General features: G+C 46.0%; 18 protein-coding genes. 9 read left to right on the forward strand and 9 right to left on the reverse strand.

Annotated elements, in window-relative coordinates; genetic code table 11:
* Positions 1–10: 10 nt before the first annotated feature.
* Positions 11–1,663, reverse strand: coding sequence for an ion transporter (locus CL55_RS10470; protein WP_052728785.1), 1,653 nt, complete (start codon positions 1,661–1,663; stop codon positions 11–13).
* Complete coding sequence (locus CL55_RS06215; RefSeq protein WP_156156276.1) at positions 1,660–2,220, reverse strand: hypothetical protein; 561 nt, start codon at positions 2,218–2,220, stop codon at positions 1,660–1,662. The genes CL55_RS10470 and CL55_RS06215 overlap by 4 nt, the downstream gene beginning before the upstream one ends.
* 114 nt (positions 2,221–2,334) lie before the next feature.
* Between CL55_RS06215 and CL55_RS06220 the strand changes: the two genes are divergently transcribed.
* Both CL55_RS06220 and CL55_RS06225 read left to right on the forward strand, forming a co-directional pair.
* The gene (locus CL55_RS06220) at positions 2,335–2,514 is read left to right on the forward strand and encodes a hypothetical protein (RefSeq protein WP_046330313.1); all 180 of its coding nucleotides are present in this window, start codon (positions 2,335–2,337) and stop codon (positions 2,512–2,514) included.
* Between the two features lie 38 nt (positions 2,515–2,552).
* Positions 2,553–3,209, forward strand: a complete 657-nt coding sequence (locus CL55_RS06225) for a putative quorum-sensing-regulated virulence factor (protein ID WP_046330314.1) — start codon at positions 2,553–2,555, stop codon at positions 3,207–3,209.
* A gap of 31 nt (positions 3,210–3,240) precedes the next feature.
* Here the strand turns inward: CL55_RS06225 and CL55_RS06230 are convergent, their stop codons facing one another.
* The 4 genes from CL55_RS06230 to CL55_RS06240 all read right to left on the reverse strand — a co-directional run bounded on the left by CL55_RS06230 (position 3,241) and on the right by CL55_RS06240 (position 6,073).
* A complete protein-coding gene (locus CL55_RS06230) occupies positions 3,241–3,783 on the reverse strand; it encodes a TIGR00645 family protein (RefSeq protein ID WP_046330315.1) in 543 nt (180 codons plus the stop codon).
* 184 nt (positions 3,784–3,967) lie between these two features.
* Positions 3,968–4,099 (reverse strand): hypothetical protein, encoded by a 132-nt coding sequence (locus CL55_RS10845; RefSeq protein ID WP_257719923.1) that lies wholly within the window; start codon positions 4,097–4,099, stop codon positions 3,968–3,970.
* Positions 4,100–4,286: 187 nt separating this feature from the next.
* Positions 4,287–5,588, reverse strand: a complete 1,302-nt coding sequence (locus tag CL55_RS06235; protein ID WP_046330316.1) for a Y-family DNA polymerase — start codon at positions 5,586–5,588, stop codon at positions 4,287–4,289.
* A complete protein-coding gene (locus CL55_RS06240) occupies positions 5,585–6,073 on the reverse strand; it encodes a LexA family protein (protein WP_082091905.1) in 489 nt (162 codons plus the stop codon). Before CL55_RS06240 ends, CL55_RS06235 begins: the two co-directional genes overlap by 4 nt.
* A gap of 194 nt (positions 6,074–6,267) precedes the next feature.
* Between CL55_RS06240 and CL55_RS06245 the strand changes: the two genes are divergently transcribed.
* The gene (locus CL55_RS06245; protein WP_046330318.1) at positions 6,268–7,335 is read left to right on the forward strand and encodes a tartrate dehydrogenase; all 1,068 of its coding nucleotides are present in this window, start codon (positions 6,268–6,270) and stop codon (positions 7,333–7,335) included.
* Positions 7,332–8,282 carry a tripartite tricarboxylate transporter substrate binding protein gene (locus CL55_RS06250; RefSeq protein ID WP_046330319.1) on the forward strand — a complete coding sequence of 317 codons (951 nt, stop codon included), beginning with the start codon at positions 7,332–7,334 and terminating at the stop codon, positions 8,280–8,282. The genes CL55_RS06245 and CL55_RS06250 overlap by 4 nt, the downstream gene beginning before the upstream one ends.
* Before the next feature lie 95 nt (positions 8,283–8,377).
* On the opposite strand, the gene CL55_RS06255 is transcribed toward CL55_RS06250, so the two are convergent.
* From CL55_RS06255 to CL55_RS06265, 3 genes are all read right to left on the reverse strand, one after another.
* Positions 8,378–9,223 carry a tetratricopeptide repeat protein gene (locus tag CL55_RS06255; RefSeq protein ID WP_046330320.1) on the reverse strand — a complete coding sequence of 282 codons (846 nt, stop codon included), beginning with the start codon at positions 9,221–9,223 and terminating at the stop codon, positions 8,378–8,380.
* Positions 9,224–9,334: 111 nt separating this feature from the next.
* Positions 9,335–12,859, reverse strand: coding sequence for a UvrD-helicase domain-containing protein (locus CL55_RS06260; protein ID WP_082091907.1), 3,525 nt, complete (start codon positions 12,857–12,859; stop codon positions 9,335–9,337).
* Positions 12,856–15,846 (reverse strand): PD-(D/E)XK nuclease family protein, encoded by a 2,991-nt coding sequence (locus CL55_RS06265; protein WP_046330322.1) that lies wholly within the window; start codon positions 15,844–15,846, stop codon positions 12,856–12,858. Before CL55_RS06265 ends, CL55_RS06260 begins: the two co-directional genes overlap by 4 nt.
* 118 nt (positions 15,847–15,964) lie before the next feature.
* On the opposite strand from CL55_RS06265, the gene trxA reads away from it, so the two are divergent.
* From trxA to CL55_RS06290, 5 genes are all read left to right on the forward strand, one after another.
* The gene (gene trxA, locus CL55_RS06270) at positions 15,965–16,291 is read left to right on the forward strand and encodes a thioredoxin TrxA (protein WP_046330323.1); all 327 of its coding nucleotides are present in this window, start codon (positions 15,965–15,967) and stop codon (positions 16,289–16,291) included.
* A 223-nt stretch (positions 16,292–16,514) separates the two neighbouring features.
* Positions 16,515–17,777, forward strand: coding sequence for a transcription termination factor Rho (rho, locus tag CL55_RS06275; RefSeq protein WP_046330324.1), 1,263 nt, complete (start codon positions 16,515–16,517; stop codon positions 17,775–17,777).
* Between the two features lie 158 nt (positions 17,778–17,935).
* Positions 17,936–18,283: a type B 50S ribosomal protein L31 gene (locus CL55_RS06280; RefSeq protein WP_046330325.1), complete on the forward strand. Its 348-nt coding sequence runs from the start codon at positions 17,936–17,938 to the stop codon at positions 18,281–18,283.
* 99 nt (positions 18,284–18,382) lie between these two features.
* Positions 18,383–20,110 (forward strand): ArnT family glycosyltransferase, encoded by a 1,728-nt coding sequence (locus CL55_RS06285; protein ID WP_046330326.1) that lies wholly within the window; start codon positions 18,383–18,385, stop codon positions 20,108–20,110.
* Between the two features lie 2 nt (positions 20,111–20,112).
* Positions 20,113–21,504, forward strand: coding sequence for an MATE family efflux transporter (locus CL55_RS06290; RefSeq protein ID WP_046330327.1), 1,392 nt, complete (start codon positions 20,113–20,115; stop codon positions 21,502–21,504).
* The last annotated feature ends 8 nt before the right edge of the window (positions 21,505–21,512 follow it).

Genomic DNA, 21,512 nt, shown 5'->3' on the forward strand with positions numbered 1-21,512 from the left:
AATAGAAGACCTAGCCTTTATTCTTCGCCTTTTCTCCACCATGCTCTAAGAGCAGCTTCAGCATATTGCCTTGCAAGGTTGTGACATTGTCTGGATTCTCAGCAAATTTACTGAGTTCTTGGCGATCCGACACACTGACAATTTGCTGTAGTTTTGAGATCGTGATCTTCAGTTGCTCTGCGGCAAGTTCAGGATGTTTAGATAAAAACTCTAGGCTCATTTCTCCTGAAACGCCCTTACCCTTAGGGTCTTTCGCATCCTCATCGGGAGCATGCTCTAAGCCCATTTCAACTTTGGCTTTTTCAAGTAAGCGCTTGAGTTCCCCTTGAGTTAAGTGCAGACGCTTAGCTTCAGCCTCAATGAGCTCTTGCTCATCAGGTGAAATCACACCATCCTCTAGCATGTGATAGAGCTCATTCATCATACTTTCACGCTCAATGCGTAACTGGTCACTTAAGGCTGATGACAAAATCGCCGCCGGAATCGCAAAAATACCAATCCCCAAGAGCGCTATCACAATCGTCACCGCTCTACCTGCTGGGGTAATAGGTGAGATATCGCCATAACCCACGCTGGCTAAAGTAATCACAGACCAATAAATCGCTTGCGGAATATTTTCAAACTTATCGGGCTGAGCTTCATGCTCAAAGACATAGCCCAAGCAGGCAGCAAGCATAACAAGTAAGAGCAAAATGAAAACCGCCGCCTTCATGACAGGCCACTCGCGCTTAATCACAGTAAATAACGATTGAGTGGCGCCAGAATAACGCGCTAATTTCAGTAAACGCATCAATCTGAAGACTCGCAAGAAGCGCAAATCGAAGAGGTGATGGAGGAAATGCTCTAAATAAAATGGCAGAATCGCCAAGAGATCAATGATGCCTGTCGGCGTGCTTGCGCAGCGCAGACGCCCCTTTAACCATCCTTGGAACCTCGGATCCTCAGGAGCACTATAGATCCGCATGAAATATTCTGTAGAGAAGATCAATACCGCAATGGTATCGAGAATAATAAACTCAGAATGCAGGTGGTAATAAATACTTTGAACAGATTCAAAGATGACAGCGAGCACTGACACAATCACCCAAGTCACAATAAACATATCAAAGATCTGATGCAGATTACCGCTTGTTGGTGTTTCATTTACTAAAGCATAAATTTTGTAACGAAATGATTTGTCTTTGTTTTTTTCTAAAAATTCGTTAACTGCTGGCGCTAAAGCGCGAAATAGTTTTAATAAGCGCAATAAACGCAGAGCTCTTAAAGCACGCAAGTCAGCATCTAAGAAAGCGCCTAAATAAAATGGCAAGATTGCTAATAAGTCAATAATGGCAAAAGGGCTCTTGAAGTAAGCAAGGCGCGGATACTTGGCAGAGCTAAATGCAGGGTCTTCCGGTGCTACATAAAGCCGCAGTAGATACTCAATCGTAAAGATACCGAGTGAGACCACATCAAAGATATGAAATAGCTGTTCCCGCGTTTCATAAATGACTGGGATATGCTCAAGGACTAACCCAGCCATATTGAGCACAATCATATAAGTGATGAAGCGCTCAAACTGATTGCAATAATTATGTTTAATCTGATGATTGAAAAATAGATCAAATATTCGCTTGCGGATCTGCAAGTTCAAGCTACCAAGAGAAGTTGACTGGAGATTCATAATTTAAATTCTCCAATTTTGACTAGGTAATAACCGGTATCGCAAAGACTTAAGCGAATATTTAAGCCACTGATCAGTTTTTCACCAGGCTCTAGCGGGGATATCCCGGGAGGTCCCGCGGGATTGATAGTCATTTTTTCAAAAATAAAGGCCCCGCTAGTTAGCAGATCTTTTTTATTACATTTCATAGCATATGCTGGGCCATCTGGTTTTAAGAGATTGGTATAGCTCTCAAAAGGACCTTTGGCTGCAAAAAGGGCTTCAACGCAATTTTTCCATTGATTTATTTTGGAGCCTTTAATAAATTTACTATCTTCATCGATGGGTTTACATGCTTCAGGCTGAATCGGTTCATTAGCTTCGAACTTACTAGATAACTCTCCAAACCATGCGATCATCGCTTCGCCATTATCTTGAGATGCTGCAACCTTGTTACCGTTTTGATAATTGCCATAGCCGAGATAGGACACCAGAAACACGTTGGCGCACAAGGCGATGATAAAGATGAAGTCCGAGATGCGCATCCCTCTAAATAGACTTTGGATATTCTTGCCCAACACGCTCTCCCAGCTTTTGCTTGATTAAGGCGACTATCTTGCCGCCTTTAATTCCTGTATATTCAATTTTGGAGCCACTATGACTCTACTAAGACAGCCATTCGGGGATTATCAATGTTTTTCCAAACGCTACTGCAAAGTTTAATCAAGAAAAAGAAAACCAAACCTGCTGAGTCTTCTCAAGATTTATCCCCAATGGCTCAGAACATAATGCAAAAACTGGCTGAACACGATAAAAACAAGGGTTTATCCCCAGATAACACTAAAAACTCAGATACTCCAGCCAATAAATAGGCGCTTTGGCTTTTTGCCATTCTCTTTTTAAGATTTTTATGACCCAAGCCATTATTTTTGATGTTGAAGCTACTGATAAGACGGATGCCGTCATTATTGAAGCGGCCTCATTAGATGTCACCTCTATTAATCCATTATCTGTTGGTAATCCCTGGGTACAACGTTACAACCCAGGCAAACCGATTAGCCTAGGTGCACTAGCAACCCACCACATCATGGATGAAGAGCTAGTAGACTGCCCATCTAGCAGCTCGTTCAAATTACCTACTGGTATTCAATACATCATCGGTCATAGCGTTGATTTTGATTGGGAGGCCATTGGTAAACCGGATGTCAAACGCATTTGCACTCTGGCGCTTGCTCGCAGTCTTTGGCCGGATCTAGATAGTCACACCCAAAGTGCCCTGCTCTATCACTTTGAACGTTCGACTGCTAGAGAGCAACTGCGTGATGCACACAGCGCGTTAGCTGATGTCTGGATCTGCTCTAAGATATTAGGGCACATTATTGATCGCTTGCACCCGAGCTCTTTGGATGCCTTATGGGAAATGTCAGAAAAAGCACGCATTCCGACGATCATGCCTTTTGGTAAACACAAAGGTGAATTAATCAGTCAAGTGCCATCCGATTACAAGCAATGGATGCTGCGTCAAGACAATGTCTCTGAGTACCTTCGTAAGGCCTTACAGGCTTAAGTTTTTTAAGCTCTATTAAGCTCTAATTAATTTAGTGCTTCTGATGCGCTGAGGCTACGAGCTTTTCTGTATAGGCAATCGCGAGAGCTGAAAATACAAAAGTCATGTGAATGACGGTTTGCCACAGCAAAGTTTTTTCATCATGCGAAGATGCATTAATAAAGGTCTTGAGCAAATGAATCGATGAGATACCAATAATTGCCGTTGCCAGCTTCACCTTAAGTACGCCTGCATTGACATGCGATAGCCACTCAGGTTGATCTGGATGATTCTCCAGCTCTAAACGAGAAACAAAGGTTTCCCAACCGCCGACGATGACCATCACCAGCAAATTAGAGATCATCACCACATCAATCAAACCCAACACAATGAGCATGAGTGCGGTTTCTGTCATGTTTTTCTCTGACATCATGCTGATGAGATGTGCCAACTCTAACCAGAACTGCCAAACATAAACGCCTTGGGCTACGATTAAGCCAATATAGAGTGGCGCTTGCAACCAACGGGACATGAATATCCAGCGCGGTAAAGGGCGTAATTTCTTATCTAAAAAGGTTTGTTTGTCTTCAGTCATAGCGTCATTTTAACGATATTTAAGGCATTTCTATTACATATAAATACCTAGTTTCTTGCGTCATTATGCTGAAATATTGATCTCTTTGCTTTGCCTTGCCTTTGGCAGGGAATAAGGAATCCGTGATTTCCTTATTCCCGCTTATTGGCCTACTGCTGATTCTTGCTACTTTTACTGATTATTCTTACTGATAGTGACGGCTAAACATACGTGACTTTTTTTGCTCATTGCGCTTGGTATTTTTTAAGACTGCGCAGTAAGACAAAACCATAATCACTGCAAGTGAGATGCCGTTAAAGTTATTTAATAGTTCCATTTGATTTCTCCTGGTGCGTGTCTAAGTTAATGAGATTTTGTTACTACTATTTACTGCCGTTTTGTTTCTATGTATTCAGAATATTGACTTACTAGCTCACAAAATGAGCCAGTAAAATTTGCTTCGTTATTTGTTGTTTTTTATTCATTTTTTTCATCATTTTTTTACTTTTTCTTTACGTGGTTCTTTAGCGCACTACCGGCAACTCATCCCACTGCGTGGTGTAGTTCGGTGATTTGTTACCTGATCGCATCTTCCAGTCTTGCTTGGTTCCGGATGCAGCGGTTTTGATGGCTGCATTACCAAAACGACTATTGATCGAATCCATGGCTTTCATAAGACCGGCGGACTTGCCTTTGACTTCCATGTCATCAAATAGGGATTGCTGCATCGTGGGTTTGTCGGCCAAGAGATTCAGAATGACTCCTGCTTTCTTATACTTAAAGCCTGTCTTGTAGATTTGCCTCAAGCCTTTTAATGCAGCGCTTGTGAGAGTTAAGGTGTTATCGCTAGGATCACTCAGTACCACTGTGATGCTTTGATGATGCTGCGGCTCAAATGGTTTGTGCGGATTAGTTTGTACAAAGATCGTGAGCGCGCCCGTAACTGACTTCTGGCTTCTGAGTTTCTCAGCACCTCTTGCGGCATGAGTGGCAACAGACTCAGACAAACCTTCCATTGAAGCCACTGGCTTACCAAAACTTCTTGAGGAAATAATTTGTTGTTTAGCTGGCGCCACTTCTTCTAATTGCAGGCAAGATACGCCGCGCAACTCATAGCAAATACGCTCGATCACAACGCCAAACTGTTGACGCATAGCTTGTGGCGATATTTGCACTAAATCAAATACGCTATTGATCTTGAGCTCTTTGAGTTTCTTGGCAGTCTTCCCACCAATACCCCACACCTCACCTACTGCTGTCTCGGCCATCCACTGATAGAGCATTGCTTTGGGCATAGAACTGATGTCACACACACCAGCAAACTGAGGATTCTTTTTAGCCAAGTGATTGGCCAACTTAGCGAGCGTCTTACTAGCCCCGATACCAACGCATACGGGCAAGCCTGTGGTGTCTTTAACATCTTGCTTGATGATTTGACCCAAGCTAGTGGGATCAGCATATTGCTTGAGTACTGTCTCGATTTGCAGAAAGCTCTCGTCAATGCTGTAGATCTCTAAATTGGGTGTGAACTTTCTTAAGACCTCTACTACCCTGCCACTCATATCGCCATACAAGGTGTAGTTTGATGAATAGGCTTGGATGCCATGTTGCTGAGCCAGATCTTTCATCTGAAACCAAGGCGTCCCCATCTTCACACCCAGCGCTTTGACTTCAGCACTACGCGCTACGGCGCAACCATCGTTATTCGATAGAACCACCATTGGCACATCTTCTAGTTTGGGAGCAAAGACACGCTCGCAAGACACATAGAAATTGTTTACATCGACCAGTGCGAAGAGTTGATTGGTTTGGCCGGCTTGGTTCATGCGGATCTGCCGTTTCTGCTGCTAGCGTGGCTGTACTTGCGCACTACCCCAACGACCACACCCCAGATTTGGAGTTCGCTGTTCTCATTAAAGGTAATGGGCTCGTAATTGGGGTTCTCTGGCTGTAACTCGGTTTTGCCACGCAATTGGTAAAGGCGTTTGATGGTGTACTCATCGTCCACTACCGCAACGACAATGTCTTTATGTTTTGGCTTCAGCGCTTTATCCACCACCACCTTGTCGCCATCACAAATGCCCGCGCCCATCATCGAGTCTCCTTTGACGGTAAACATGAAGGTGGCTGGCTTGTTTTGGACTAAATAGCTGTTGAGATCTAGGCCTTCCTCGGCATAATCGGCCGCTGGACTCGGAAATCCGGCTGAAATACGGTGACTTAATAGCTTGAACTCATATGCAGAATGGGTCCTTAGGGCTTGTGGAGCCTGGCTTAAGGTCGATTTTGGGGAGATCAGCTGAGTCGTCATATTTATTAATATACTGTATATCCATACAGTATATGTAAAAACCTTAAAAATGACTCTGTTTTTGTTGTTTTGCTGCTGATCCCCCCTTTTTTCTAGTCATAAACCCCAAGTTCTTTAGCGGGGGAAGCCCCACATAATGATGATGAAGATGCATGTTCAAGCGCATGCACTAATAAAAAAGTAGTAGGAGATGAATGAAGACTTACAAAATAGCCTCGATTCCGGGTGATGGCATTGGCAAAGAAGTTATCCCTGAATGCGAGAAAGTATTAAATGCTTTAAGTAAAAAACATCCTCAGGTGGCCTTTGCCTTTGAGCGCTTTGATTGGGGTGGCGACTACTACCGCAAGCACGGCATCATGATGCCTAATGACGGTCTAGAACCCCTGCGCTCTAAAGATGCCATCTTATTTGGTTCGGCTGGTGACCCTGATATTCCGGATCACATTACGCTGTGGGGTTTGCGTCTCAAGATTTGCCAAGGCTTTGATCAATATGCCAATGTGCGCCCCACTCGCATTCTTCCTGGCATTCAAACTCCCTTGCGCAATTGCAAGCCGGAACAACTGGACTGGGTGATTGTGCGGGAGAACTCTGAAGGCGAGTATTCCGGGGTGGGTGGCAGAGCCCACCAAGGTCACCCGATTGAAGTGGCGTCCGATATGAGCATCATGACGCGCGTTGGCGTAGAGCGTGTACAGCGCTTTGCCTTTAAGCTCGCGCAGTCTCGACCCCGTAAACACCTCACCGTCATTACCAAGTCCAATGCCCAGCGACACGGCATGGTGATGTGGGATGAAATCGCTCAGCTGGTAGCCAAAGATTTTCCGGATGTCACCTGGGATAAAGAACTGGTCGATGCTGCTACCGCCCGCATGGTCAATCGTCCTGAATCACTAGATACGATTGTGGCCACTAATTTGCATGCGGATGTTTTGAGTGACTTGGCGGCAGCTCTTGCTGGCAGCTTGGGCATTGCCCCTACCGCCAATCTGGATCCCGAAAGGCGGTATCCATCAATGTTTGAACCGATTCATGGTTCAGCATTTGACATTATGGGTCAGGGCTTGGCAAATCCCATTGGTACATTTTGGTCCGCAGTCATGATGCTCGACTTCTTGGGAGAAGAGGAGCTTGGCAAAAAACTCATGCAAGCAATTGAAGTTGTCACTGCCAATCCTCAATTACATACCCGGGATTTAGGAGGATCTGCAATGATGAGTGATGTTACTAATGCAGTAATTAAGGAGATATCAAAATGAACGTATTTTCACTAATGAAGTTTGCTGTGCTCTCTTTAGGCTTTATCTCAGTGGTCAGTGCACAGCCATTTCCTGATAAAACTATCCAATACATCATCCCCTTCCCACCCGCTGGAGAGTCGGACTTGGTGGCACGATATCAAGCGGATATTTCTGCTAAAAAGTTCAAGCAACCAATGGTGGTCATGAATCGCGCAGGTGCCGGTGGCGCACTTGTATGGAGTGCTCTCAATACCTATCCCGCTGATGGCACTACCGTAGTTGGCGTCAATATTCCCCATACGATCTTACAGCCATTACAAGAAGGCATTCAGTACAAGACTGAGGACATCAGCGCAATTTACTACTACCACTTCACTCCAGACGCCCTCATGGTCTCTGCTGATAGCCCCTACAAAACCTATCAAGAGTTTATTGCTGCTGCTAAAAAAGAACCTGGCAAGATCAATCTTGCTGGCTCTGCACAATACTCTGCAAATCACATGGCAGTAGAGCGTCTAAATAAATTGGCAGGCGTAAAAATTAATTACGTTCCGTTTAAAGGTACTGGAGATTTAATTACCGCCTTAATTGGGATGCACGTAGATGGCGCCATGGGTTATCTCCCCCTAGCGATTCAGCAAAAATCTAAGGTGCGTACACTCGCAATTGCTACTGAAAAACGGAATCCCGCCCTACCAGATGTGCCCACGTTTAAAGAATTGGGCTTGAACTGGGTGGATGGCGCTTACCGCGGTGTTGCAGTACCCAAGGCTACGCCACTAGTCTTGCAGCAAAAAATGTCTGATTATTTTGCACAGCTCAATGCCGATCCAGAAACGAAGAAGAAACTAGAAGACTCAGGATTCGTAATTGTAGATGTCCCACTCTCAAAAATGCCTGCGTTTATGAAAGAGAAAATCCCTCAGGCAATGGAAGATGCAAAGAATGCTGGGATGATTAAGTAATCACCTAATCAGTTGATAAAGCAATACATTAATTTATCTTCATAAAAACAAAAGCTACCATGTCGGTAGCTTTTGTTTTGTGGGCAAAGTGAGAATTAAACATCACTCATAAAATCACCACCGCTATTGTCATCCCATGAGCTTGAGCCACCATCATCCCAAGAGCTGGCATCACGCACACCAAAGTTTGGATCTAAAGATGCCGGGCCACCCACTTGGTTCATATTGGGGTTAGAACCAGCATTGGAATGTCCGTTATCGTGACCACCCATGAGGTTGCTGGCTAAGGCCTGACCAGCATACATACCAGCACCTAGTGCGGCACCAGTGGCAAGACTACCCATCAAGCCGCTACCCATACCACCTGCTGCTGGTGCTCCAGGGTATCCAGGACCGCCAGGGCCACCGGGACCACCAGGATAGCCAGCAGGGCCGCCCGGAGTTCCAGGGTAACCAGCGCTTGGGGCGTTATAGACCTGTACTGCTTGCGCTTTACGACGCTTCATCACAATAACGACGCCTACTACCAAGATGGCAATCAAACCCCAAAAAAGTGGATTGCTAAAAATGGAAGATGGGGCTGAACTAGCAACAGAACTACCTGCGCTACTGGCGAGTTGCACTTGCAGTTTTTGCACAGACTCAGGCTGAGCAAATGGCAAACCAGGAGCCAAGTTTTGCGCTTTAATGAAATGATTGCGCGCTACCTCTACCTTACCTTCTTTGAGATAAAGCTCAGATGCCACGTAGTGTGCCTTTGCACTATTCGGATGATTTTGCAGAACCTCTTTCATCATGGCATCGGCTTTAGCCATCTGCCCAGATTGCACCGCTTTATATACCTCTGGCAAAGTGGCCTCGGCAAATGCGGCGTTGCTAGTTAACAGTACCGCAGCTGCGAACACGCCAACAAATAAATGGATTACCTTACGAATGTTCATCAAGACTCCTTGTAGGATGTTTTGTGTAAATTTCATTATCCCTAGTTTGGGGATTTTTGCTATTCCCTACTTATATAGGGTCTTTAGGGTGGATTTCAAGAGGGTAAGAGCTTAATCTACTTCAGAAATTTCGCCCTTAGCAGAGATTAAATAGGCCTTAGCCGGCTTATCTGGGCGTATTCTGGCCAGCTCTTGTTTGTAGTTATTGAGTTGTGCCCGGTACTTGTTATACGCCTCACTACCCGTCTCGGGGATTGTGAGCTTGTAGTCGAGGATGGCCAAGTGATCCTCAAACTCCACTAAGCGATCTAAGCGAAAGCTTTTGCCATCTAGACTAACAACATCAATCTCATTCCAGGCCTGTACCCACTGATTGTCCGTAAGGTAGGGTTTGAGTATGGGTGCATCCATGACAAGCCGGACACGCTCCATGAGTTTTTTGGCACGCTCTTGATCGATGCTGAGCCAATGCATGAGCTCTTGCTCGCTTGGCATTTGCACTGTTGCTTGACTGCCGGAGTGTGTAGTCAAGAACTCCAGTAGTTTATGGAAATGCGTTCCCTCTTCCAGAATTTCTGGATCGGGCTGCGCTTCTAGTTGCACTTGCTCTTTTGCATTTGTGGCAATGGCTAGCGCACCGCTCTCAATGTTGGCAATAGTTTCTTCGTGAGATTGCTTGGCTGCATCCCATGACAATTGGAAGTGATTTATCTGAAATGATTCACGATCGCTAGGAATTACTTTCTCTTGCTCTTGGGCTGGTACTTCACCTAACTGGGTAGCATCCAAGATCTCCATACCCGCCGCAAGCGCTCTGCCGTACCAAGATTTTTGGCTAATACCATCTCCAATGTGAGATTGCACACCACTAATCCATAAGCCTTGCTGTGCGCGAGTCATTGCAACGTACAGAACGTTCCAATTTTCATTCTCACTCACTTCATTTTCCTTTTGATAGATCGCTGCGCGCTTCTCAGTCAAAGACTTTGCGGTATACAGAGATAGATGACTTGGACTAGTCTCATCTGGAGACCAATCGAGTAGTACGCCACGATTAGGTGCTTTCCACTCAGTATGATTCGCATCGAGCATGATGATAAAAGGCGCCTCCAAGCCCTTGGCACCATGGATGGTCATGAGGCGCACACGCTTGTGTTGATCCTCCTCGGACATTTCGCTATCGAGATCCACTTCACCAATGTCATCTTCAGTCTCTACTTCCACATCGCCTTCATCCGGAGTCTCATCATCGTCACCCCGACGCATGGCATTAATCTCTTCGATAAAACGACTCAAACTTGGGTAACGACCGCCATCCTGATTTAAGGCGAGCTCCAAGAAAGCATCTAAATTAGCTAGTACCTGTGCACGCGCTAGATTTTGCGAAGCCACGGCATAACTAACTCGTAAATTACTCTCTTGGTAGATCAGATCCAGCAGGTCATGTACAGGTAATACTTCTCCTAGTCCTCTCCAGCGCTCTAAATAGCGCGCCGCCTTCTGAAGTTCTGCCTGAGAACTACTTTGTAAAGCATCCCACCAAGAAGATTGAGTTTGGCCTTGGCTGTCACTTTGACTATCCCCGACATGACTACTGAGCTTTTGCATTTGCTGATCAGTAAAACCAAAGATAGGACTGCGCAATACTTGCGCCAATGGCAAGTCGTGTCTTGGGGATACTAAAACAGTCAGTAAAGCAATTAAGTCATCAATCTCTAGAGTATTGAGGAGGCCGCCTAAGCGAGAACTATCGTAAGCCAAGCCTGCTTCGCGCAGTGCTCGCTCAAATTGCGGTAAAAAGGCACGACGTTTGACGAGCAAGATAAAGTCACTTGCTCTTGCTGGGCGCCAATAGTCTTTGCCATCTTTTTTATCAATCACTTGGCGTGTTGCCAAAACATGATGAATCAAGCGACTAACTTGCTGACCTTCCCAGTAGCGCTGCTGCACGCCCACAGTGAGCCCTGCATCTTCAATAGGATTATCTAGCGCACTACCAGTTCGCCCTACTTGATCTTGTGCTGTACGCTCAATCAGTGGCAATAGCATCGCCTCACCCTTAGCGGCAAACTGATGCTCAGCAATTCCTTCTGTTGGCGCCTTCCAGTCAGTATCTTGCTTGGCAAACACATAGCTTGGTGGAACGGCATCCGTTAAAAAGATGCTGTTAACTGCATCGTTAATTGCATGTGCATTTCTGCGAGTGGTGTTTTTTTGGAGTGATTTAGCTTGCAAGTTGGCAGTTAAAAAATCTCTGGCGCTATCAAATAATCTGGGATCGGCACGGCGGAAGCGATAGATCGACTGCTTGGGATCACCAACAATAAATACGCTGGGACGAGAGCCGTCTTGTCCATAACCCTCTAACCAGGATCGCAGGATCTGCCATTGCAGTGGATTAGTATCCTGAAACTCATCAATCAGAATGTGGCTGTACTTTGCATCTAGCCTGGCTTGCAGATAGGCCGCGTTAGCTGGATCAGCCATTAGCTGGCTTACACCAATCTCTAAGTCATCAAAGTCACGCACACGCATCGACTCTTTCGTCTTTTGCATGTGCCCCAACATGACTTCACTCATCGCAAACCAAGCAGCGTTAATCGCATAAGCATCTTGATCGTTTTGCCAGGCAAACCATACTTCATATGCATCTACCCAAGCATTTCGAATGGAGGTAATCTGCATCGGATCGCCACCAGTTGTAGCAAGGTAATCACGCATAGGGGCAGACATATTGGCTATATCGCCTGATGGAGCGCGCTTCTGAGTGAAAAAACAGCTTTGCCATGCATCTGCAATCTCCATGATCGATTGTCCTGTAGCATGAAGTTCAATCGCCTTCTGAATCAATGGCACCCTTTTCTTTTGAGTAGCGGTGCCATTGGTGAAGCAATCGAGCATCACCTGTAAATCTTCTTTGGTGCCAGGCCGTTGCCAAAATTCTTCTAGGGGGTTTGGTAAAGATAAATGCGGTAGGCATTGCGCCAAAGCGTCAACTGGGGAAGCACCCCTAGCCCTGCATGAGGCCAAGAAAAACGTCCAAGCACCTCTTTGCTTAAAGAGGCTGTAGCTACCCATCAAAAACTTTTCGGTTTCAAAAGCACCAAACTCTTTAAGTAATACGTCATAGTGTTTTTTAAGATCAGCAGGCAAATCTCCCCACCAATCTTGCATGCACTCTTCTTGTAAGCGCTTAGCATCTTCACGAAGATTAAATCCTGGCTGCACCTCTGCTGAGATTGGTGCCGCTCCAAGCAGTCTGCCGAACCATCCATGAAAGGTATCAATCACAATTGATTGGGGACTCATCAAGACCTTGAGATAAAGCCCCCTTGCTTGCGATAGCAAGTTCTTAGCCTCTGTATCTTCCAAACCCCTGATCTTGAGCTCATGAATGAGTTGCTTGTCATCCATTTGAGAAAACTGTTCTAACAATCCGTATAGGCGGTCGCGCATTTCTTGAGCGGCTTTACGAGTAAAGGTCAGCGCCAGGATCTCTTGAGGCTTAGCGCCCGCAAGCAACAAGCGCACTAAGCGAGCAACTAAGAGCCAGGTCTTCCCGCTTCCAGCACAGGCAGACACAATCACTGAATTATTCGGGTTGCAAGCTACGGGGTAATCAAATTTATCGCTCACCACATCCCCTTTCTGCAAATGCCCCTAGCTTCGCAATACTGACAAACGCTATCAGGAGCAAAAGCTTTCATGGGCTTGCGTGCCCATAAGACTTCTAGATCTTCATTAAGCTGGCCTGAAAACCGCTCCATCATCTCCGACATATTTTCAACTGAATGCGACCTAACAATCCTGTCATCGGATTTCTTAAGGTCTGCTTTTAATGAAACCCATTCGGCCTGCTCAACAGTGCGTCCAGGAAGATGCGCAGCAATAGCATTCTCATTCACAGCGCGGGCATAGATGAGCAATTGCGGATCATCCAAAAGACGCTCTGCGCGCTTCTTGATTTTGGTGATACCTTGGTTCTTATAATCAATGACAGCCGCAGCGAAATTATTAGCATTCACGTCAAAGCGGTCAGCGCGCCCAGCAATCTCAATCTCTCTTTGTATACCATTAGAGTCAGTCAGTATCACCATGAAGCCAACTGCCAACTCAGCGTCGTGATATTGCCAACCCTCCGACTCACGTTTGAGTTGCCAATCTACAAAGCTGGGAATCTGCTTTTGCCAATCACGCAAAGTTCCCATGACTCTGGCATCACCCTTAATTAAACGCTCGAACTCTTTCTCAGAATGCTTTATCAGATGTTCTTGCATCCACTCACGACGAGCATCTTCATTCCCAGTAATACTCGAATGGGGTTTTTGCTCTTCTGTTTTTAAAGCTTGAAAGAAGTTCTTTAGCAAGGCGTGGAGAACCTGCCCCGCTAATGAAGCATCAAAACCTTCTTCAAATTCTTTTGCCTTACGTAACCCCAAGATACTGCGGACATAGTATCGATAAGGGCAATCTCTTAAGGCCTTATATGCACTAGGAGACATGCTGATCGGTAAAGCAATATCTGGGTTAACCGTTGTGACTGCCTCCTGCAATGGATCTGAGTAATCTGAATGCGTATCAGGCTTTACTTCTAATATTGGCCAATCTGGAAGTTGGGTGCGCAAGCGACTAATCCAAGCTGATGGCCTGAGGGGTTCACCGCTCTTGCTTTTACTTTGCCAAAGCATATCCACCTGAGGGCATGAGATCAGCAGTTGCGATAAGTCCCTAGCTTGCTGAATATATTGCGCTGTAATAGTCGAAGCTTTTAATAAACGATTGAGTGTGTCCGAGAAGAATAATGGCGGCTCAGAAAACGCTGGTAACTGTTGCTCGTCGCAACCCACCAAGACAACGGCATCAAACTCACGTAAACGTGTTGAGCTCAAAGGCAAAATACTCAGCGTTGCTTCTGCTTGTTGTCCCGCCTCTTGATAAGAGGCCTCTTCAATGACTGTCTTGAGCAGACTAAGCCATTCTGGCAAACGCATATTGACTTGTCGGTAAGCTCCAGCGCCGAGATCAAAACTCTTCAGCACTTCAAGCAATTGCTTTCCAGCAGAATCTGTTTCAAATTGCTGCGTCATACCCAGCTCTAGCAAGTTGACTTGCAGTAGTCCATAAGCATTCTCACAGTCCAGCTTCAACTCCTGCCACTGCGCATGACCCTGCTGCAACAAAGCTAATAACTGTAAGAGTGATTCATAGGGTACGCTACCGCGCGATGATGAATAAACGTTAGCTCGCTCAATAGCCATTAGGAAGGTTTCCCAACCCGACTTCGCTTGGCTTGCAATCAAGATATCTTCGAGTTGTGCAATCAGGCTGACGCAAGCCTCTGGCGGCCTTTTCAGTACATGAGCAATATCAAAAAATGGATTTTGCAAAAACTCCAGCAAGGCACTTGCGCTCGGCCCTTCCTTGGGGGATCGAATCAGCTCCAACCAACTATTGAGCGATGCAGCGGCGCGAGTAGTTGACAGCTTCCAACCGGTTTCATCACGAATGCGAAGGCTAGGGCCAAAGCGCGACAGTAATGCACGCGCCCTTCTTGCAGCCAAACGATCTTGTGCAACTAAGGCGATGTTTGTTTTGCCAGCAATTAAGTGGGTTTCGATTGACTTCGCCGCTGCCCAAGCTAGCTCCTCAAAGCGTCTTGCTGCTAGCAACTTCCATCCATCATGAAAGCTTGCTTGAATATTGCGATCAATCAGAACCTGTTGTTCGCTATCTATTGGTTTAAGTTGCCCTTCAGCATCTTGACCAGTTAAAGCTTCGGACCACAGCGCTACTGAATGCCAATCTATTCCAATATGAACTACAGGCGCAAATTGTGAATACTCCTGTAAATACCGGGCGATTACTTCTTGATCAATTGGCTTGGGATCTGCGGTCTCTACCCAAATCAAAGGTCTAGCTAAAGCTTGATTAGCGCCTGCTGCCTGCATGTGAGCTGCCAATGCAATATGTTTACGCATGACAGGATCACCAGGGCTACTGAGATAGCGCCAAAATGCCAATAAAACAGTCGACTCTTGATCAACAACTTTGTGAGAGAGTCCAACGTAGGCTCTAGCGATCGCTTGATCTAAAAGCGTTTCTACTTTTTTTACCCACAGCTCCGTGTCGAGAGTTTGGTTTTGAGCTAATGCATTAATCTCGTTTTGCATCAAAGGCACAACCGCCTCTGATAATGCATCACACGCATCAATTACCGCTTGCGCTAAACCCCAAGCCCCTGCCTCACTCTCCGCCTTGAACCAACTTTGCAAAGTTTTATGTTTTCGTAGATTGACATAAACAGATAACCATCGCTCTAAATCAGTTTGTTTTTTTGGGAACTTCCATGCTCCTGGTGCCGCTTCTAGCCAGTCGTTAAAACTCATGACTTGGGGTAGGAAGGCAATATGGCTGGGTAGAACTTTGGGTCGATACTGCTCTAAAGCTGCTCTCACTCCCATGAGCGGCCCAGCAGTACTGAGCACCACTAAGGGGCGTTGATTGGTTTGCACTGCACAATTCCAAATACCTTCGGCGAGTGACTTCAGAGTACTAGCATTGGGTACTATTGACCAAGCGTATGGCTGCTTTTGCTCGTTTAGGGTTGGAAATGGGCGTGGCATTGAGGGTAGTTCTATGGCTTCTTTTGAGAATTTAGGCAGAAAGTGTGGCTTATTGCTAATATAAGCGCTGTAAGGTAGCAACTATATAAAACTAAGTAAGACTAATTAAGGAATTTTCATGAGTGCCGGCATCAAATATGTAACTGACGCTTCTTTCGAAGAAGACGTTCTCAAGTCCGATAAACCTGTTCTCCTGGACTTCTGGGCTGAATGGTGTGGTCCTTGCAAGATGATCGGCCCTATCCTTGAAGAGCTGGCTGGTGAATACGGCGACAAGATCCAAATCGCTAAGATGAACGTGGACGAGAACCAAGGCATTCCTGCCCAGTTCAATGTTCGTGGCATTCCTACATTGATCCTCTTTAAGAACGGTACTGTTGCTGCTCAAAAAGTAGGCGCTTTGGCTAAATCCCAGTTGACGGCATTTATTGATAGTCATCTGTAAATAATCCTCGATCACAGGTTCACTGGGTGAGCCTGTGGTATTTAGTAGTTCTTAGCTGTTTTTAGTGTAATATCTACTTTTATTAGTAGTTCAACGCACTTTCAGTGCCTCTCTTTTTCTAGCAAACTCCCCCAAACATTCCGCTTTTCAATTCTGTCTGATGTCCATCTAGACAGAGATACCCCAAAACACATTTACACCCTTATCTACACCCGAGAACCACATGCAATTATCTGAACTCAAAGTACTCCACGTATCCGCCCTGCTCGAAATGGCAGCTAGCTTGGAGATTGAAAATACACAACGTATGCGCAAACAAGAGTTGATGTTTGCCATTCTGAAGAAACGCGCCAAGGAAGGTGAATCTGTTTTCGGTGACGGGACTTTGGAAGTGTTGCCAGATGGCTTTGGTTTCTTGCGCTCCCCAGATGCCTCTTACATGGCTTCTCCGGATGACATCTATATCTCCCCAGCCCAGATCCGTCGCTTTAACCTGCACACTGGTGACAGCGTTGAAGGCGAGGTTCGTACCCCTAAAGATGGTGAGCGCTACTTTGCCTTAGTTAAGGTAGACAAAATCAACGGTTTGGCTCCTGAGGCCTTGAAGAACCGCATCATGTTCGAGAACTTGACGCCTTTGCACCCAAATCGCGTCATTCAGCTAGAGCGTGACATTAAGGCGGAAGAGAATTTAACTGGTCGCATCATCGATATGATCTCCCCGATTGGCTATGGCCAGCGTGGCTTGATCGTATCTTCACCTAAGTCCGGTAAGACCGTGATGATGCAGCACATCGCGCATGCGATCTCTGCAAACAACCCAGATGCAATCTTGATCGTATTGTTAGTGGATGAGCGTCCTGAGGAAGTCACTGAAATGCAGCGCTCGGTTCGTGGTGAAGTTGTTGCCTCAACCTTTGATGAGCCAGCTGTGCGTCACGTACAAGTTGCCGAGATGGTGATTGAAAAAGCCAAGCGCTTAGTCGAAATGAAAAAAGACGTGATCATCTTGCTTGACTCGATTACCCGTCTGGCTCGCGCCTACAACACGGTCATTCCTTCATCCGGAAAAGTACTCTCTGGTGGTGTGGATGCAAACGCATTGCAACGTCCAAAACGCTTCTTCGGTGCCGCGCGTAACGTGGAAGAAGGTGGTTCACTTACTATCATCGCCACTGCCTTGATTGAAACAGGTAGCCGTATGGATGACCTCATCTACGAAGAGTTCAAAGGTACTGGCAATATGGAAGTACACCTTGAGCGTCGTTTGGCTGAGCGTCGTGTTTATCCATCAATTAACCTCAACAAGTCTGGCACCCGCCGTGAAGAGTTGCTGGTTAAAGCAGAAAACCTCCAGAAAATCTGGGTATTGCGTAAGTTATTGGCTGATATGGACGATATTGAAGCAATGAACTTTATCGTTGATAAGCTCAAATCCACCAAAAACAATGGTGAATTCTTTGATTTAATGCGTAAGGGTGGCTAATTTAGGCTCTCGAAGTCGGTAAAAGTGCGCTTTGTTGTTGATTTCATGGCATAATTTCGCCTTTATCGCTTTAATCATTTGCATTTAACTTGGGTAAGTATTTAGGTCTCGTATTTTGTTACCTCGCCAAAACGGCTGCCCGCTAATAGGACTCAATAATGAAACCTGGCATTCACCCCGAATATCGTGAAATCGTCTTTGTAGACGTTTCTAATAACTTCAGCTTCAAGACTCGCTCCACTATGTCTACTAAAGAGACAATCAAGTGGGAAGATGGCAAGGAATATCCATTGTCCAAGATCGAGACTTCATCTGAGTCACACCCTTTCTACACTGGTACCCAGAAGATTATGGATACTGCCGGTCGTGTTGAGAAATTCCGTCAGAAATTCGGTACTAAGGCTGTTGCTAAATCTACTGGTGATGGCGCTGCTAAAACAGCTGAGAAAAAAGCGGCTGCTGCAGAAGCTAAAGCTGCTGAAAAGCCAGCTAAGAAGAAGGCTTAATAATAGGCTTACTAACAAAGGGGCTGGGTATTCACTATTCACCCTCCCCTGCGAGATAATCAAGGCAGCGTTTGCTGCCTTTTTTATTGCTAGTTTTATATGGTCAAACTCACCGCCGCCGCCACCACCTCTATTCCACGCGTCATTATTTTTGCGTTGACCTTGGTCTATGGTTTTGCCGGCCTCTTTGCGCGTGATCCCTGGAAGAACGAAGATGCCATTGGATTTGGTGGCATGTGGACTTTGCACAGTGGCAAAGCAATCGACTGGATTGTTCCGCACCTTGCGGGACGTGATGTTTCTCTTGGTGCACCATTTCCCTACTGGCTAGGCGCCACCCTGATGGATCTGTTTGGCCCATTGCTTGGCATCACGAATGCTGCGCGCCTCTATGCAGCAATTTGCTTTTTCGCTGCTGCTCTAGCCATTTGGTATGCGACTTATCTATTAGGACGCCGTCCAGAAGTTCAGCCGATGGTACTGGCAGTTGGTGGTCAGCCTGGTCGTAGAAATTACGGCATGACTTTGGCTGATGGTGCGCTATTGATTTTCTTAGCTTGCGTTGGACTTGCACAGCGTGCGCATGAGACTACGCCGATGATGGCGCAATTGATGGGCATCAGCATTGTCTTATACGGCACAGTGCGCGGTTTAGATAAACCTTGGCAAGGCGGTCTCTGGACTGGCCTTGGTATTGCGATCGTTGCTCTCTCAAGCAACCTTACCTTGAGCTTAATCATCGTGAGCTCCACCATCATTGCAGTACTCGCTAGCAATGCGAAGTTACGCTTTCGCTGGACCTTAACCAGCACATTGCTAGGTCTGATTGGTTTTGCAGTTTGGCCGGCGCTTTGGTATTTAGGTAATCTGACACCAGAATGGCGCCATATCGCACAAGAAGGTTGGCGCAATATGCCAGAGATGCGCGCAACCCCTTCAATTGAATCACTGGGTTTTTTAAGCGTTAACTTCTGGGCCTACGCCTGGCCAGTTTGGCCATTAGCCATCATCTCCCTTGCACATTGGGGTCGAGTAAAAGAAGCAGGGCAATGGCGTGCTCCACATCTGTGTATTCCGCTGAGTTTGTTTATTGGTTGCTTGATTTATGTTCTATTTCGCTTAGAGGCAAATGAACATGACCTCATCATTTTGATTCCGAGTTTGTCGATCATTGCCGCATTTAGTTTGCCGATTCTGAAACGTAACCTCATTAGCTTTATTGACTGGTTTGCGATGTTTAGCTTCACCATGATTGCTTTGGCCATTTGGATTATTTGGCTTGCAAAAGTGACCGGCTTCCCAGAATCAACCGCTGCCAATTTGGCAAGACTATTACCTGGCTTTCAGGCGCAGTTTAATTACATTGGTTTTATTGTTGCGCTTGTGATTACCGGCGTCTGGTTAGCAATCGTGCGCTGGAGAACTTCTCGTGCCCCGAAAGAAATCTGGCGCTGCCTGATTATCTCGGCCTCAGGCACAACTTTAATGTGGGTGCTGTTAATGACTTTGTGGTTACCTACAATTAATTACGCTAAGACCTATCGCTATGTTTCTGATCGCTTAGTTCAAATTATTGCCAATACACCAGGATGCATTGACACTACTAATCTGGGTCCAGCTCAATTAGCTTCATTTAGCTATTTCACAAAACTTCCTTTGCGTGATGATTCCAGCTGTAATCTGATGTTGACTCACAGTTCTTCAGAGGCCAAGGCATACGCCAGTCTCAATAAAAAGAAAATTGAATTACTTTGGGAAGATCGCCGCGCATCCGATCGCGATGAGCGTCTGCGCCTCTATCAAATTACCCCCATAGGCAAAGAATAAAAGTGTTGCACTTTAAATTATCGCGTTTGCGCGAGGATGTCCCTTCCCTACTAAAACTTGCTGGCCCTCTACTGATTGGTCAGCTGGCAGTGATTGCCTTTGGTGTTTTAGATACAGCTATGACAGCGCGCTATTCTGCTGATGACTTAGCTGCTCTAGCGATGGCTTCAGCTATCTTCATTAGCATCTATGTTGGCCTTACCGGCGTGATCTCTGCCCTCGCCCCAATTGCTGGACAACTGTTTGGAGCCAAGCGTTTTGGTGAGATTGGCGAGGAAGTGCGTCAAGCCACCTGGCTCGCTCTTGGGCTTACCTTATTGGGTACTGCGATCTTGCTCAATGCAGATCACTTACTAGAAATCTCTCAAGTAACACCAGATATTGAAGGCAAGGCCAAGTTGTATCTGAATATTCTGGCAATTGGTTTACCAGCGAGTATGACCATGCGCGTTCTCATGGCTCTTCACAATGCGGTTTCAAGACCCACCGTGATTACCGTAGTACAACTGATTGGTTTGGGCTTAAAGCTGCCACTCAATCTCTTATTCATTTATGGCGGCTTGGGCATTGAGGGCATGGGTGGACCCGGTTGCGCAGTAGCGACAGTCATCATCAGCTGGTTCTGGCTCATCATCACACTAGGCTTTGTACTGTTTGATAGCTTCTATAAGCCATTCAAAATCTTTGTATGCTTTAGCTGGCCTGACTGGCATCGCATTTGGACTCTTCTGAAACTGGGCGCACCCATTGGCTTTAGCTATTTAATTGAAGTGACCTCGTTCACTTTTATGTCACTCTTTATTGCGCGTCTTGGCACTACTGCTTTAGCAGGTCATCAAATTGTGGCCAATTTGGGGACGGTCATTTACATGGTGCCCTTGTCACTATCGATTGCCACTATGACCTTAGTGTCCCAATCGATTGGTGCAAATAAACAAGAACGTGCAGAAGAAATTGGCTGGTCGTCGGTTTTCTTCACAACAACTTTGTGTGTTTTTATTGGTGTGATCGTTTGGATTTTTAGAGTGGATTTACTAGATCTTTATGACCCACCGGAAGAAGTGAAGGCGTTCTCTATTCCACTCTTTTTGTTTATCGCTTTTTACCAGCTCTTTGATGCCCTGCAAATTACTGCGGCGTTTATTCTGCGCGCCTATCGTATTGCCTTCTGGCCTATGCTAATTTATGCGGGCTCACTCTGGGGTGTGGGCTTAGGTGGCGGGTATTTGATGGGCTTTAATGTCTTAGGCAATACGCCAGAGTTTTTACAAGGGGCTAACGGCTTTTGGGCTGGCAACAGCATGAGCTTAGGATTGGCTGCCTTGTTATTACTCTACCTCTTTAGAAAAACGGCGGCGCGCTTTGAGAAAACGCATCCGCCGGTTGAGGTTTAATCTCAGTA

Origin of the sequence: Polynucleobacter duraquae, from assembly GCF_000973625.1 — a bacterium.
Classification (GTDB): domain Bacteria; phylum Pseudomonadota; class Gammaproteobacteria; order Burkholderiales; family Burkholderiaceae; genus Polynucleobacter; species Polynucleobacter duraquae.

Bases quoted from the DNA above. Each gene is read 5' to 3' on its own strand.
- CL55_RS06250 (WP_046330319.1), top strand. From the start codon at position 7,332: ATGAACGTATTTTCACTAATGAAGTTTGCTGTGCTCTCTTTAGGCTTT.
- CL55_RS06235 (WP_046330316.1), bottom strand. From the start codon at position 5,588: ATGAACCAAGCCGGCCAAACCAATCAACTCTTCGCACTGGTCGATGTA.
- CL55_RS06285 (WP_046330326.1), top strand. From the start codon at position 18,383: ATGGTCAAACTCACCGCCGCCGCCACCACCTCTATTCCACGCGTCATT.
- rho (WP_046330324.1), top strand. From the start codon at position 16,515: ATGCAATTATCTGAACTCAAAGTACTCCACGTATCCGCCCTGCTCGAA.
- CL55_RS06240 (WP_082091905.1), bottom strand. From the start codon at position 6,073: ATGACGACTCAGCTGATCTCCCCAAAATCGACCTTAAGCCAGGCTCCA.
- CL55_RS10845 (WP_257719923.1), bottom strand. From the start codon at position 4,099: ATGGAACTATTAAATAACTTTAACGGCATCTCACTTGCAGTGATTATG.
- CL55_RS06280 (WP_046330325.1), top strand. From the start codon at position 17,936: ATGAAACCTGGCATTCACCCCGAATATCGTGAAATCGTCTTTGTAGAC.
- CL55_RS06225 (WP_046330314.1), top strand. From the start codon at position 2,553: ATGACCCAAGCCATTATTTTTGATGTTGAAGCTACTGATAAGACGGAT.
- CL55_RS06245 (WP_046330318.1), top strand. From the start codon at position 6,268: ATGAAGACTTACAAAATAGCCTCGATTCCGGGTGATGGCATTGGCAAA.
- CL55_RS06265 (WP_046330322.1), bottom strand. From the start codon at position 15,846: ATGCCACGCCCATTTCCAACCCTAAACGAGCAAAAGCAGCCATACGCT.
- trxA (WP_046330323.1), top strand. From the start codon at position 15,965: ATGAGTGCCGGCATCAAATATGTAACTGACGCTTCTTTCGAAGAAGAC.
- CL55_RS06220 (WP_046330313.1), top strand. From the start codon at position 2,335: ATGTTTTTCCAAACGCTACTGCAAAGTTTAATCAAGAAAAAGAAAACC.
- CL55_RS06255 (WP_046330320.1), bottom strand. From the start codon at position 9,223: ATGAACATTCGTAAGGTAATCCATTTATTTGTTGGCGTGTTCGCAGCT.
- CL55_RS06230 (WP_046330315.1), bottom strand. From the start codon at position 3,783: ATGACTGAAGACAAACAAACCTTTTTAGATAAGAAATTACGCCCTTTA.
- CL55_RS10470 (WP_052728785.1), bottom strand. From the start codon at position 1,663: ATGAATCTCCAGTCAACTTCTCTTGGTAGCTTGAACTTGCAGATCCGC.